The organism is Tahibacter sp. (genome assembly GCF_035481375.1).
GTDB lineage: Bacteria > Pseudomonadota > Gammaproteobacteria > Xanthomonadales > Rhodanobacteraceae > Tahibacter.
On record NZ_DATIGT010000225.1, the window covers coordinates 1 to 12,499 of the forward strand.

The 12,499-nt window shown below is 68.2% G+C and carries 15 protein-coding genes and 1 other RNA gene; 7 read left to right on the forward strand and 9 right to left on the reverse strand.

Annotated features, from left to right (window positions below):
- The 5 genes from VLF18_RS14740 to smpB all read right to left on the reverse strand — a co-directional run.
- Positions 1-237, reverse strand: a 237-nt coding sequence (locus VLF18_RS14740; protein WP_325280393.1) for an SDR family NAD(P)-dependent oxidoreductase, incomplete at its 3' end; no start/stop codon positions are given.
- Between the two features lie 88 nt (positions 238-325).
- Entirely contained in the window at positions 326-907 is a 582-nt protein-coding gene (locus VLF18_RS14745; RefSeq protein WP_325280394.1) for a TetR/AcrR family transcriptional regulator, read from the reverse strand.
- 414 nt (positions 908-1,321) lie between these two features.
- Positions 1,322-1,674: a transfer-messenger RNA gene (gene ssrA, locus VLF18_RS14750) on the reverse strand.
- A 161-nt stretch (positions 1,675-1,835) separates the two neighbouring features.
- A complete protein-coding gene (locus tag VLF18_RS14755; protein WP_325280395.1) occupies positions 1,836-2,330 on the reverse strand; it encodes a hypothetical protein in 495 nt (164 codons plus the stop codon).
- 220 nt (positions 2,331-2,550) lie between these two features.
- Positions 2,551-3,048, reverse strand: coding sequence for an SsrA-binding protein SmpB (smpB, locus tag VLF18_RS14760; RefSeq protein ID WP_325280396.1), 498 nt, complete (start codon positions 3,046-3,048; stop codon positions 2,551-2,553).
- A 159-nt stretch (positions 3,049-3,207) separates the two neighbouring features.
- Between smpB and VLF18_RS14765 the strand changes: the two genes are divergently transcribed.
- The gene (locus VLF18_RS14765) at positions 3,208-3,639 is read left to right on the forward strand and encodes a type II toxin-antitoxin system RatA family toxin (RefSeq protein WP_325280407.1); all 432 of its coding nucleotides are present in this window, start codon (positions 3,208-3,210) and stop codon (positions 3,637-3,639) included.
- Complete coding sequence (locus tag VLF18_RS14770; RefSeq protein ID WP_325280397.1) at positions 3,632-3,922, forward strand: RnfH family protein; 291 nt, start codon at positions 3,632-3,634, stop codon at positions 3,920-3,922. The genes VLF18_RS14765 and VLF18_RS14770 overlap by 8 nt, the downstream gene beginning before the upstream one ends.
- Positions 3,923-3,938: 16 nt before the next feature.
- Here VLF18_RS14770 and VLF18_RS14775 read toward each other — a convergent pair whose 3' ends face one another.
- On the reverse strand, positions 3,939-4,352 hold the full coding sequence (locus VLF18_RS14775) for an outer membrane protein assembly factor BamE (RefSeq protein ID WP_325280398.1): 414 nt from the start codon (positions 4,350-4,352) through the stop codon (positions 3,939-3,941).
- Positions 4,353-4,578: 226 nt separating this feature from the next.
- Between VLF18_RS14775 and fur the strand changes: the two genes are divergently transcribed.
- Positions 4,579-4,986 carry a ferric iron uptake transcriptional regulator gene (gene fur / locus VLF18_RS14780; protein ID WP_325280399.1) on the forward strand — a complete coding sequence of 136 codons (408 nt, stop codon included), beginning with the start codon at positions 4,579-4,581 and terminating at the stop codon, positions 4,984-4,986.
- A 210-nt stretch (positions 4,987-5,196) separates the two neighbouring features.
- Here the strand turns inward: fur and VLF18_RS14785 are convergent, their stop codons facing one another.
- Positions 5,197-5,940 carry a class I SAM-dependent methyltransferase gene (locus VLF18_RS14785; RefSeq protein ID WP_325280400.1) on the reverse strand — a complete coding sequence of 248 codons (744 nt, stop codon included), beginning with the start codon at positions 5,938-5,940 and terminating at the stop codon, positions 5,197-5,199.
- Positions 5,927-7,120 carry a BtaA family protein gene (locus VLF18_RS14790; protein WP_325280401.1) on the reverse strand — a complete coding sequence of 398 codons (1,194 nt, stop codon included), beginning with the start codon at positions 7,118-7,120 and terminating at the stop codon, positions 5,927-5,929. Before VLF18_RS14790 ends, VLF18_RS14785 begins: the two co-directional genes overlap by 14 nt.
- A 127-nt stretch (positions 7,121-7,247) precedes the next feature.
- On the opposite strand from VLF18_RS14790, the gene VLF18_RS14795 reads away from it, so the two are divergent.
- The 4 genes from VLF18_RS14795 (at position 7,248) to VLF18_RS14810 (ending at position 11,951) form a co-directional block, all read left to right on the forward strand.
- Positions 7,248-8,489, forward strand: a complete 1,242-nt coding sequence (locus tag VLF18_RS14795) for an ATP-binding protein (protein ID WP_325280402.1) — start codon at positions 7,248-7,250, stop codon at positions 8,487-8,489.
- Positions 8,486-9,007, forward strand: a complete 522-nt coding sequence (locus VLF18_RS14800; protein ID WP_325280403.1) for a response regulator transcription factor — start codon at positions 8,486-8,488, stop codon at positions 9,005-9,007. The genes VLF18_RS14795 and VLF18_RS14800 overlap by 4 nt, the downstream gene beginning before the upstream one ends.
- A gap of 299 nt (positions 9,008-9,306) precedes the next feature.
- Positions 9,307-11,331: a TonB-dependent receptor family protein gene (locus tag VLF18_RS14805; protein WP_325280404.1), complete on the forward strand. Its 2,025-nt coding sequence runs from the start codon at positions 9,307-9,309 to the stop codon at positions 11,329-11,331.
- A 236-nt stretch (positions 11,332-11,567) separates the two neighbouring features.
- A complete protein-coding gene (locus VLF18_RS14810) occupies positions 11,568-11,951 on the forward strand; it encodes a VOC family protein (RefSeq protein ID WP_325280405.1) in 384 nt (127 codons plus the stop codon).
- 106 nt (positions 11,952-12,057) lie between these two features.
- On the opposite strand, the gene VLF18_RS14815 is transcribed toward VLF18_RS14810, so the two are convergent.
- Positions 12,058-12,468 (reverse strand): hypothetical protein, encoded by a 411-nt coding sequence (locus tag VLF18_RS14815; protein WP_325280406.1) that lies wholly within the window; start codon positions 12,466-12,468, stop codon positions 12,058-12,060.
- Positions 12,469-12,499: the final 31 nt, after the last annotated feature.

Below are 12,499 nucleotides of genomic sequence, written 5' to 3' on the forward strand. Positions count from 1 at the left end.
GTTCACCAGCAGATCGATGCGGCCTTCGCGACGAATGAGTTCACTCACCACCGCCGCCACCAAGGAATCGCTGGTCACATCCAGCGGCAGCATCTCGAACGAGCGCTGGCCGGACACGCCACCGCGGCGGCTGGTGCCGTAGACCTGGTAGCCGGCAGCGAACAGGCGCTGCGCGATCGCTTCACCGATGCCCGACGACGCGCCGGTGACCAGAGCAACCTTTCCTTTGGAGTTCATTGACTGTGCCTCTACGTGCGTGAAAGCGGGCGTTGGTATGACGACCGTCATATTGATAGGCGAAAGAAATCGCGGCGACACCACCGCATTACCGGGAAGTCGGATCGAGGTGTTTGAGTGCTGCTTCGCGCAGCGCGTCGGACAATTTGGGATCGTCGACCGCGCGCGCCAACACGATCGTGCCGACCATCGTCGCCAACGTGACGAGGGCGCGCTCGTGCGCGGCCGGCTGACCCCAGTCCGGGAACTGCCGTGCGATCAGATCGATTGTTTCCTTGAGTCGGCGGGTCGCCGCGTGCCGCACTCCGGGTGCTTGCCGTGGCATTTCGGAACCGAGCGCGGCGACGTGGCAGCCGGTCTCGACACCTTCCAAATGGCCTTTGGAGAGGTATCCCTGGATCATCGCCTGCAGTGCCTGCGGCCCCGACGAACCTGCGGCCAGACGCTCCAGCGACTGCACGCTTTCGAAGCCAGCGCGGTCGGCCGCCTCTGCGAGCAAGGCGTCGCGCGAGAGGAAGTGAGCATAAAAGCCGCCGTGGGTCAGGCCGGCGGCCTTCATGATGTCGGCGACGCCGGTGCCGTGGTAGCCGCTGCCGCGGATGGCACGAGCCGCCACATCGACGATGCGCTCGTGGGTGGCTTCCTTGGAGCGGGTGGAAGAGCGTTTCATATGATGATCATCATATTGACTCTGCGAGGCAATTGCAAGAGGCCCAGCAATGTCGTCTGTCGGCGATCGGACGCGAACTCCCGGGGCCGGCTTTGCGGCGCCGAAGAAATGCGCCAGCGCCTTTACCGACAATGGCTCGTGATCTGCATCGCGAAGGTAGCGTACGGGAGGACGACCACGACCGCGCCAGGGCGGCTGCACCGGTTCAGTTCCCGGCGGCCAGGACTGAACAGCCTTGGCGGCGGGCTAGTCAACGCACGAGCTACCGTCAGTATGGCGGTAACTCAACGGACGCTGGGTGACTGCTCGGTGACACGCGCAAAAAGAAAACCCCGCCGGAAGCGGGGTTTAAGTGGACTGCGTGACACGGAGTGATTCGAAAAGAAAAGGCCCCGCGAAAGCGGGGCCTTGAATTGGTGGAGGTGGCGGGAATTGAACCCGCGTCCGAAGGCGTTTGACGCCAGGTACTACATGCTTAGCTCACCGTTGAATCTCGTCCGCCGGCAGCACGGTGTGCAAAGCGCACCGGTGGACCAGCCCGTAAGTTTTAATCGAGCACCGACAGGTGGCGGGGCACGACGATCCTGTGATAGTGACCCTACATCCACGAGCACAGGCACAGGTGGGTTCGGGGCTAGGCCTTAAGCGGCCAGAGCGTAGACGTCGTCGTTGGCGTCTGATTGTTTGCCGCTGGATTAACGAGGAAAGCTGCCCCCTCGGCATGCACCCAACTATCTCACTACCCCCGTCGAAGCCGTGACACCCCCGGGGACTGGCGATGCTAGCACGTTGCCGGCACGGGTTGCGAAATGGTGACGCGGGCGCGCGGTTCAAGCGGAGGCGAGCGTTGCTCGTGCGAAGCAGCGCCATCGAACGGCTCGCCTGGCTCCGCGCTCACGATTCCCGATTCTCCATTCCGCGTCCCCGCTCACCGCACCACACGCCGCCCCGTCGCACGATCCCACGCGTCGCGGACCGCGGGCGAGGCGCTGTCCCAGCCGAGCGTCGACGCATACGGCGTGTCGGCCCAGCGGCGCGCGAGTTCGGCTTCGCTGTCGCTCCAGCTGCGGTCGCCGAACCGTTCGCGCGACTCCCAGCCGTAGCGATAGGCCGGCGCGTAGACGGAGTAGGGCGTGTCGGCGACGACATAGGGCCGCGTGCGATAGACCTCGCTCCAGTACGCGTCTTCGGCGGTCGGGTCGATTGCCTCGGCGACGCCCTTGCCGGCGAGGCCGCCGACGATCGCGCCCGCGGCCGCGCCGACCGCGGTGCCGACCGGGCCGGCGACGGTGCCGATCGCTGCGCCTGCGGCCGCGCCGCCGGCGGCTGCGCCGAGGCCAGTGCCGACCGGATGCGCGCCGGTCGCGCCGCTGATCGGATCGAGGTTGAGGTCGCTGCTCTGGACTTTCTTCGGTGCGGTCATGGCCGTGTCTCCGATGGACTACTGCGGATTGCAGGTCATCGGGCGGCGCAAGCGTTATGCCAGCGCCTGCGCAGACGGCGTGAAATGCGGCGCGGAGCGCGACGTTCCTCGGTTTTGTTCCGGCGCAAACGCGCCGCGCGCGAGGCGCGGCCGCCGCTGCGCGCGTCAACTTGCACGAGTGGATTGTTCCGCGTGGCGTTTCGCGGCGACGCGCTGCGAATCAGGCGTCGCGATTGTGCGCACGCATCGTGCGCTGCTTCTCGCGGTTCCAGTCGCGTTCTTTTTCGGTGTCGCGCTTGTCGTGCTCCTGCTTGCCGCGCGCGAGGCCGATCTCGACTTTCACGCGGTTGTTCTTCCAGTAGAGCGCGGTCGGGATCAGCGTGTAACCCTTGCGCTCGACCGCGCCGATCAGCTTGTCGATCTCTTCGCGATGCAACAGCAGCTTGCGCGTTCGGCGGTCGTCGGCGACGACGTGGGTCGAGGCCTGGATCAGCGGCGTGATCTGCGCGCCGAACAGGTAGAGTTCGCCGGCCTTGATCAGCGCATACGCGTCGCCGAAATTGATGCGCCCGGCGCGGATGCTCTTGACCTCCCAGCCCTGCAGCGCGAGGCCGGCCTCGTAGCGGTCGTCGATGTGGTAGTCGTAGCGGGCGCGCTTGTTCAGGGCGATCGTGCCGCCGCCGTCCTTGCCGTTCGTCTTGTCCTTGGGCTTCGCCATCTTCGGTAGAATCCGCCGCGCGCTTCCGCGGAAGCGCCTGAAAAGTTCAGTGATTGAAGTTCAGTGATTACGGTCTTCGACCCGCGCCTTTGCGGCGCCCGTTCGCGCGACGGCGACGGCGGACCGTCGTTCTCGCGGCCCGAATTCGAGACTACTGCATTGATCCAGATCCGCCGCAGCGCCCTGGTGCGCTACAGCCCTGACCAGATGTTCGACCTGGTCAACGACGTTCAAGCATACCCCAGGCGTTTCACCTGGTGCGCCGCGGCCGACGTGCTCGCCTGCGACGAAACCTCCATGACCGCGCGGCTCGAGGTGCGGGTTGCCGGCATGACCCAGCATTTCACGACGCGCAACACGCTGGTCCGGCCCGAGCGCATCGACATGGCGCTCGTCGACGGTCCGTTCCGCTCGCTCGGCGGCGGCTGGACCTTCATGCCGCTCGGCGGCGACGGCTGCAAGATCGCGCTGGGCCTGGATTTCGAATACTCCGGTGCGCTGCTCGGTCCGGCGCTGCGACTGGGATTCCAGGGGCTCGCCGATCGCATGGTCGACGAATTCGTGCGTGTCGCCTACCGCGTCTATGGCTGAGCGCATCGCCGTCGAGGTCGCCTATGTCGAACCGGGGCGGCAGTTCCTGCAGGCCCTGTCGTTGCCGGCCGGCGCGACCGTCGCGGCGGCCATCGAAGCCAGCGATCTCGCGCAGTGCTTCCCGGCGCTCGACCTCGCCGCGGCGCGCGTCGGCGTGTTCAGCCGGCCGGCGACGCGCGACACGCTGCTGCGTGCCGGAGACCGCGTCGAGGTCTACCGGCCGCTGATCGCGAATCCGAAAGAGGTGCGGCGCCAGCGCGCCGTGAAGAGCGGAAAAACCTGAGACGCCGCAGCGAGTCTCAGCCGCGGCCGCCTTTCTTCTTGTCGTCGGGACGCTTTTCGTCGGGAAATTCGACGCGGTATTTCTTCGCGTCCTTGATGAGCTGCTGCGGGTCTTCGGGGAAGTAGTCGCCTTCGATCCGCGCGAGCGCATCGTTCTCGAAGGTCAGGGTGAGGTTCTTGGTGGCGATCTTGCCGCCGCGGCGCTGGATCGAAGAGACGTAGTCCCAGCGGTCGTTCTCGAACGGGCTCGTGACCGACGGCGTGCCGAGCAGCAGCGTGACCTGGCGCTTGGACATTCCCGGTTTGAGCTGATCGACGATGGGCTTGGAGAGGAGACTGCCCTGTTGCACGTCAGGCCGGTAGAGAATGCCGCAGCCGCCGAGGGCGACCGCCAGGCCTAGTACGGACAGGGAGCGGGTGAAACGCGTCATCGCAACGATCCGATCAGTCAGCAAGGGGCCGGATGATACACTAGCGCCGCCAAACGGCCGGACCGCACCACCATCGCAGCAGGTCCGCCCGGCTTGGTCTGCGGACCTTGATTTTCCAGGGATCCGCATCCGGCCACCGCGACTCAGGCAGCCCGCAACGTGAATCGCCCCGAAACGGGGCAGAAGGCTCGCGCCGCCGCCGCCCGCGCATCATCAGGAGGAACACATGGAGTCGCAGGACCTGCGCAAAGTCGGACTGAAAGTGACGCATCCGCGCGTGCGGATTCTCGGCATTCTCGAGGACTCCGACGGCAAGCACCTGACCGCCGAAGACATCTATCGCGAACTGCTCGCGCACGAGGACGACATCGGTCTGGCGACCGTCTATCGCGTGCTCATGCAGTTCGAAGCCGCCGGGCTCGTGCTCAAGCACAACTTCGAAGGCGGTCAGGCCGTCTACGAACTCGACCGCGGCAAGCATCACGACCACATGGTCGATCTCGAGAGCGGCAAGGTCATCGAATTCACGAGCGAAGAGATCGAGCGGCTGCAGAAGGAAATTGCCGACAAGCACGGCTACGTGATCGAAGAACACAGCCTCGTGCTGTACGTACGGCCCAAGCGCAAGCGTTGAGCTCGAAATGACGCGTGGGTTGCGCTGAGCCGACAGGTGAACCGCACCATCACAGTTTCGCCGATTTCAAGAATTCGCAGCGACGCGACGGCGAGAACGCGTCGATGCATCGATACGGGTTTTTCGCGTCCGAGACTCCTCGATGGTGCGGTTCGCCTGCGGCTTACCGAAACCCAGGCGTGTCGTTCTACTGAATGAATACCGGGTTCTTCAATCGCGAACGGGTTTGCGGCCGACGAAGCGGTAGTAGGGCACACGCAGTCCCGGCAGGTAGGGCACGGCCGCATCGGATTCGACGAGCGCGTGCTGCGGCATGCGTTCGCGCAGCAGCGGCAGGTGGGCCGGATTCGGATGCACGCCGTCGTGGCCGAACCATGTCGGCCAGAACCAGCGCGACAGCGCGCCGTGGCGGCGCAGGCCGAGCGCGGGGCGCGCTTCGCTGACGTAGAAATCGACGACTCCGAACAGCCCGCCGGGCTTGAGCATCGCGAGCGCGTTGTCGATCGCCGCGCGCCAGTCGGGAATCATCGTCAGTGCGTAGGAGAAATAGACGCAGTCGATCAGGCCCTGCGGACGCCAGCGCGTCGCATCGGCCTGTACGACCGCCAGTTGCGGGTGCTGCGCGCAGCGCGCCTGCGCGCGCTCGATCAGCGCGGGGCACAGATCGACGAGTTCGAAGCGCGCGATGCGCTCCCACTGCGCCGGCGTGAAGAATTCCAGATTGCGGCCGGTGCCTCCGCCGAGTTCGACGACGCGCGCGCCGCGCGGCAGGTCGAGACCCTGCAGCAGTTCGCGGCGTCCCTGCAGCAGTCGTTCGCGGAACGCGTCGTAGTGCGCCGCCTGCGGCGCGTAGAAAGCCTGCAGGCGCTCGGCATGCGTCGCGTTGCGCGGCATGCCGCGCACGAGACTCAGCAGGACGCCGGCGTCGGCGCGTAGCGCCTCAAGCCGGCGCATCGGCGATCACGAAGCCGGCATAGGTGTGGACGCGGTCGGCGCGCGCGAGCGATTGCGCAAGTTCGTCGCGAAACGCGAGTACGTCGCGCAGCGGCAGGCGGTCGCTGCCGACGCGCAGGCTGTCGAGGTAGGCCGGACGCTCGTGCGCGCTGCGCAGCAGGATGCGCGCGCCGGGCGCCGCGCGCTGCAGGATCGCGTCCCATTCTTCGGCGAGCGCCTGCGGGTAGTAGCTGCTCATCCAGTCCATGTGATCGAGCAGCACGAAGCGCGTGATCGGTTCGTCATGCGCGCGCAGGAACTCGGTCACCGTCGTCGTGTGCGGCACGATCGCGTCGACGCGGCCGGCCTTCAGCGTGTCGAAATTGTCCTGCTTCAGATATTCCGGGCAGCAGTCGCGGCGATAGCGGCCGGCGACGTAGACGTGCCAGAAATAGTTGTCGCCGACCGGCAGCTGGCGAAACACGTACTGCACGGCTTCGCGGATGAAGCCGGCGATGCCGCCGGCATGCTGCGCCTCGACGAGCTTGCGCTGCGGATACGGCACGCCGAGCAGGCTCATGACGAACTGCTGCGACAGCAGCCAGTTCAACGGACGGTTCCACATCAGCGGCGCGACGCGGTCGTCGTAGATCACGCGCTGCTCGGACAGGTCGCGCGCCTGGAACAGCGCGGTCAGCGCGTGACCGAGGCGCGGCCGCATGCGGAAGTACGCGCGGCAGGCGCGCGCGACGATGCCCGAGAGGCCGTGGAAATAGAAGCTGCCGCGCGGATCGGCGAACCAGTCCCAGTGCTTGTCCCACCACTGCTGCGCGAACGGACTCAGTTCGGCGCGCAGGCGGGTCTGGTAGAGGCGGCGGAAGTCGGCGTGATAGCCCTCGCCGAACACGGCGAAGAAATCGTCGAAGTCGAGCTGGCGGATGCCGGCGATCTTGAGTTCGAGCAGCGCGGTCTGGCGCGGATTCGCATCCACGGCGTGCACGCGGCGCGGGCCGGCGATCGCGTAGTCGAGCGCATTGCAGCCGGCGCTCGTGATCACGAGCACGCTGTCGTCGGGACCGAGCTTGAGCGCCTGGCGGTCGACGGCCGGATCTTCCCAGCACGCGTTGTAGACGAGGTTGCGCGAATAGATCGCGTTGAACAGGCGCTGGTCGAGGCGGTCGCGGAGGCTCGGCGTATCCATGGCGTTTCGCTGCTTGTGGCTGCCGCGCACGCTAGTCGCCGGCCATGACAGGGCCGTGACTGCGACCGAAGGTCGCAGCGGGCTCATGCCGCGGCCGCCGCGCGGCCGCAGCGCGTAAAGTGCGCCCATGTCCATGCTTCCTTCGGGGCTGCTGCGCAGTCTCGCCACGCTGCGCTGGTTCGCCGTCGCCGGTCAGGCAGCAACGGTCGCGCTCGTCGTCCACGGCCTCGGCCTGCCGTTCGCGCCGGCGCCGCTGTGGGCCGGCGTCGCGGCGCTCGCGCTGTTCAATCTCTGGGCCGCGCCGCGCGCGCGGCGCCTCGCCGACGCGAGCCTGCGCGAAACCCTGCTGCACATCGGCGTCGACATCGCGAACCTGACCTGGATGATCGCCTGGAGCGGCGGCGCGATGAATCCGTTCGCCTCGCTGTTCCTGCTGCCGCTCGCGCTGGCCGCGGTCGCGCTGCCATGGCGCGCGCTGCTGTTCGTCGCGGCGGCCTGCGGCATCGGCTACGCGCTGTCGAACGCGTTCGGACGACCGCTGTCGCACGGCCACGGCATGCTCGGCGACCCGCTCGATCTGCACCTCTGGGGCATGGCTGCGAACTTCATCGTGTCCGGCGCCGTCGTCGCATGGTTCCTCGCGCGGCTCGCCGACATGCTGCGCCGGCGCGAACAGGAACTCGCGCGGCTGCGCGAGCAGTTCGCGCGCAGCGAAGGCATCGTCGCGCTCGCGACGCATGCGGCCGCGGTCGCGCACGAACTCAACACGCCGCTCGGCACGCTGACGTTGATGCTCGAAGACGCGGTCGCCGAAGCGGTCGGCGAGGGCGCGCGGCGCGCCGATCTGGAACTGATGGCCGCGCTCGTCGACGAATGCCGCGATCGCGTGCGCCAGCTCGCGCAGCCGGCCGACGGCGCGCGCGCGTCGCAGCCTCGCGCGCTCGTGGCCGCGCTCGATCAGCTCGTCGAACGCTGGCAGCTGCTGCGTCCGGCCGTGGCGCTCGCGCGTGAAGACGCGCTGCCGCGCGACCTCGTCGTGACCTGGGACGCCGGCGTCGGCCATCTGCTGCAGGCGCTGCTCAACAACGCCGCCGACGCGAGCCAGGCCGCCGGGTCGGCGACGGTCCATCTCGACCTGCGCTGGGAGCAGGGTCGGCTGCGCGGGAGCGTGCGCGATTTCGGCGCCGGCCTCGCCGCCGCGGCCGCGCCGGGACGCCTGTTCGCGACGAGCAAACCCGACGGCCTCGGACTCGGTCTCGCGCTGTCGCACGCAACGGTCGAACGGCTCGGCGGCGTACTCGCGATCGACGATGCCGACGGCGGCGGCGTGCGCGTGCGCTTCGAGCTGCCGCTGAGCGTTGCGGCATGAATGGCCTGCTCGTCGACGACGACGTCGTCTATGCGCGCATCCTGCAACGCTCGCTGCAGCGCCGTGGCATGGACGTGCGGATCGCCCACGCCGCCGCCGAAGCGCTCGCGCTGGTTGCCGCCGACGCGCCCGATTTCGCGCTCGTGGACCTGAAGATCGGCACGAGTTCCGGCCTCGACCTGATCGCGCCGCTGCGCGCCGCGCGCGCCGACATGCAGATCGTGCTCGTAACCGGCTATGCGAGCGTCGCGACCGCGGTCGAGGCGATCAAGCGCGGCGCCGACAACTACCTGCCCAAGCCGGTCACGGCCGACGCGCTGCTGCGCGCGCTGCAGGACGAGCCGGCGATCGAGGAGGTCGAGACCATGACGCCGCTGTCGCGGCTGGAGTGGGAACACATCCAGCAGGCGATGCACGAATGCGGCGGCAACGTCTCGGCCGCCGCGCGCCTGCTCGGCATGCACCGGCGCAGCCTGCAGCGCAAGCTCGCGAAGCGTCCGGGTCCCGAGCGCAAATAGAAAACGCGTAAGTTGCGTTGAGCAAGGCGAACCGCAACTTCAAGGCATTTCGGTCGCGAAGAACCCGTAGCGGAGGGAAACGCTCGCACCATCGCAACCCACGGGGAAACAATCGCGTTGTGGATTATGCCGCCTGCGACAACCGGTCGCAGGGGGCGCGCAGCTGCGCGCACAACCGCGCGGCGGTTCGCGGGGCACTCAGGCGAAACAGGTCGGTGCGCGCGCTGCGACAGTCGGTCGCATTCTGCGCGGCGCGCGGCCGTGGCGTACTCGTCGTCCGACTATCCGGAGTTTCCCGCATGCCGTTGCTGCCGCTGTCCACTGCGATCGCGCTCGTCCTGAGCGCCCCGCCGCCGGTCACCCCCGATGCGGGGGACGCGGGCGGCTGGCGCCTGCCGCGCGTCGAGGTCGAAGCCGATGCGCGCAACGCCGAAGTCGTCGCGGCGAAGCAGCGGCTCGGCGAGATCGCCGGCGGCGCGGCCGTCGTCGATGCGGAGCGCTATCGCGAGCAGCGCACGAGCACCCTGGCCGACGCACTCGGCTATGCGCCCGGCGTCTTCGTGCAGCCGCGCTTCGGCGCCGAGGAATCGCGCCTGTCGGTGCGCGGCTCGGGTCTGCAGCGGACCTTCCATCTGCGCGGACTCGAACTGCTGCAGGACGGCGTCAATCTCAATCAGGCCGACGGCGGTGGCGACTTCCAGGCGGTCGAGCCGCTCGCCGCGCGCTACATCGAGGTCTTCCGCGGCCCGAACGCGCTGCAATACGGCGCCGCGACGCTCGGCGGCGCGATCAACTTCGTGAGTCCGACCGGACGCAGCGCGCCGCCGCTCGATCTGCGCCTGGAAGGCGGCAGTTTCGGCTACGCGCGCGGCCAGGCCGCGCTCGCCGGCGCGAGCGACAGCCAGGACTATCACGCGAGCGTCAGCGCGTTCGCGCAGGACGGTTTCCGGGACCATGCGCGGCAGGAGACTTACCGGCTGTTCGCGAACTACGGCGTCGCGCTCGCCCGCGGCGAATCGCGGTTCTACCTCGCGCGCGTCGACACGAATTCGCAGCTGCCGGGCAGCCTGACCTGGGCCGAGCTGCAGCGCGATCCGCAGCGCGCCGCGCCGAACAACCTGCTCGGCGACCAGCGCCGCGACTTCGACCTGACCCGCATCGCGAACCGCACGGCGTTCGTGCTCGACAACGGCGACGAACTCGAAGCCGGTCTGTTCTATGCGGCCAAACACCTGAATCATCCGATCACGCAGGTCGTCGTGCAGGACTCGCGCGATTACGGCGCCACCCTGCGCTGGCGCCACGACAACGCCGGCGACGGCCGCAGCGCGACCGTCGCCGGCGTCACGGCGATTGCCGGGCGCATCGACGACAGCCGCTACGTGAACGTCGCCGGCGAACGCGGCGCGCTCGTCAACGGATTCGAGGATGAGGCCACGCGCGTGTCGGCCTTCGTCGAACAGCAGTACGCGATGACCGAACGCGCGACGCTCGTGCTCGGCCTGCAGGGTTCGCGCAACCGCCGCAAAGCCGACGACAGGGTCATCACCAATGCGCGCGACGAAAGCTACGCGCGCACGTATTCCGGCCTGAGCCCGAAGCTCGGTCTGCGCTATGACGCGACAGCGGGAATCACGCTGTTCGGCAACGTCAGCCGCAGCTACGAGCCGCCGAGCTTCGGCGAGCTCGCCGGCGGACCGCAGGTCACGCTCGTCGATGCGCAGACCGCGACGAGTGCGGAGGTCGGCCTGCGCGTCGAGCGCGAGCGGCTCACGCTCGACGCGACGCTGTACCGCGCCGACCTGCGCGACGAACTGCTGTCGCTGACCGACGCCGACGGCAATCCGCGCGGCACGGTCAATGCGCAGCGCACGCGCCATCAGGGCCTGGAGTTCGGCGCGGGCTGGCAGCTCGGCGACGCGCTGGAGCTGCGCGCGGCCTATCTGTGGAACGACTTCCGTTTCGACGGTGATCGCGTATTCGGCGACAACCGCCTGGCCGGCATCGCGCCGCAGCTGCTGCGCGCGGAACTGCGCTGGCGCATCGGTCCTGTATACATTGCTCCGAATGTCGAATGGTCGCCGCAGCGCAGCTACATCGACCATGCCAACACCTTCGCGGCGCCGTCCTACGCGATCGCCGGTCTGCGCATCGGCGGCAGTGCGGCCGATCACTGGCGCTGGTTCGTCGACGGCCGTAACCTCGGCGACCGCCGCTATGCCGCGACGACAGGCGTGATCGCCGACGCGCGCGGACTGGATGCACGTCAGTTCCTGCCGGGCGACGGCCGTTCGGTGTTCGCCGGCATCGAGTGGCGGCGCTGACGCGCGGGGAATTGGGAATCGGGAATCGTCAGGGCGCGATGCTGCGAAAACCTCGCTTTGACCGGGGGCGTCTCAGCGAACCGCCGGTTCTGAAATCCGACAGCCCGGGCCGGCACGTTCGGCGCGCCACGCTCCGCTTGGACGATTCCCGCTCCCTCATTCCCGCCGCAATCAGGACCGAATCCGCCCGCACGACGCCGTAGCCTGCGACGACACGGACTGATCCGGGAGCCGCCATGCTGCACCACATCTCGTTTGCCGTTGCCGATCTTGCGCGTTCGACCGCGTTCTACGACGCAGTCATGCCGGCGCTCGGCTATCGCCGCGTCTGGACGAGCGACAGCGGCGCCGGCTACGGCCTTCACGACGACGACGAGTTTTTCGCGGTCAAGCAGCGCGAGCTCGTGCGGATCTCACCGTCGGGCTTTCATCTCGCGTTCGCCGCACCGTCGCGGCATGCGGTCGATCGCTTCCACGCGCAGGCGCTCGCGCGCGGCGGCAGCGACCAGGGTGCGCCGGGCCTGCGTCCGCACTACGGTCCGAACTACTACGCGGCCTTCGTCATCGATCCCGACGGCTATTGGATCGAGGCCGTGACGACGCGGGCCGGCGAGGACTGAGCGATGGGCGGGTGGAGTGGGGCAAAGCGTGTGGAGGAGTGAGAAAAGAGAGGATGCACCACGCGCACGCGCTTCTCGTCTCTCGCCACTCGCCACTCGCGTCCCGCTACTGCCGTTGCGCCGCGACGCGTGCCGCGAGCGCCTTCGGCGCGAGCGTGCAGTAGCTCGCGACGAGCAGCGGTTCGATCGCATCCCAGTCGCTGTCGGGCGTCAGCATGATGCCGACGATGTCGCGCCACCAGACCGGCAGGAAGAACGGCGGCCGGGCGAAGCGCGGCGTGTCGGCGGCGGGCTGCGGCGTGCGGAACGTCAGCACGCAGGCTGGACCGTCATTGGCGGCGGCTTGTGCGTAGGCCGGCGGCCAGCCGCCGTCGATCATGACGACGTGCGCGAAGTTCTTCGTGCGGATGCACCAGCGCGTACCGGTCCAGGCCGCTTCCTCGACGACGTCGGGCAGATCGAGGCAGATGAGCCGGACCTTCTCGACGATTGCCTCGGGCGGTTGGGGCTGCGGCATCGGGGCAGGAATGAGCAGGAGGAGTCAGGAA

Coding starts and splice junctions, on each gene's coding strand:
- VLF18_RS14745 (WP_325280394.1), bottom strand. CDS start 907: ATGAAACGCTCTTCCACCCGCTCCAAGGAAGCCACCCACGAGCGCATC.
- VLF18_RS14755 (WP_325280395.1), bottom strand. CDS start 2,330: ATGACCGCACCGAAGAAAGTCCAGAGCAGCGACCTCAACCTCGATCCG.
- smpB (WP_325280396.1), bottom strand. CDS start 3,048: ATGGCGAAGCCCAAGGACAAGACGAACGGCAAGGACGGCGGCGGCACG.
- VLF18_RS14770 (WP_325280397.1), top strand. CDS start 3,632: ATGGCTGAGCGCATCGCCGTCGAGGTCGCCTATGTCGAACCGGGGCGG.
- VLF18_RS14775 (WP_325280398.1), bottom strand. CDS start 4,352: ATGACGCGTTTCACCCGCTCCCTGTCCGTACTAGGCCTGGCGGTCGCC.
- fur (WP_325280399.1), top strand. CDS start 4,579: ATGGAGTCGCAGGACCTGCGCAAAGTCGGACTGAAAGTGACGCATCCG.
- VLF18_RS14785 (WP_325280400.1), bottom strand. CDS start 5,940: ATGCGCCGGCTTGAGGCGCTACGCGCCGACGCCGGCGTCCTGCTGAGT.
- VLF18_RS14790 (WP_325280401.1), bottom strand. CDS start 7,120: ATGGATACGCCGAGCCTCCGCGACCGCCTCGACCAGCGCCTGTTCAAC.
- VLF18_RS14795 (WP_325280402.1), top strand. CDS start 7,248: ATGTCCATGCTTCCTTCGGGGCTGCTGCGCAGTCTCGCCACGCTGCGC.
- VLF18_RS14800 (WP_325280403.1), top strand. CDS start 8,486: ATGAATGGCCTGCTCGTCGACGACGACGTCGTCTATGCGCGCATCCTG.
- VLF18_RS14805 (WP_325280404.1), top strand. CDS start 9,307: ATGCCGTTGCTGCCGCTGTCCACTGCGATCGCGCTCGTCCTGAGCGCC.
- VLF18_RS14810 (WP_325280405.1), top strand. CDS start 11,568: ATGCTGCACCACATCTCGTTTGCCGTTGCCGATCTTGCGCGTTCGACC.
- VLF18_RS14815 (WP_325280406.1), bottom strand. CDS start 12,468: ATGCCGCAGCCCCAACCGCCCGAGGCAATCGTCGAGAAGGTCCGGCTC.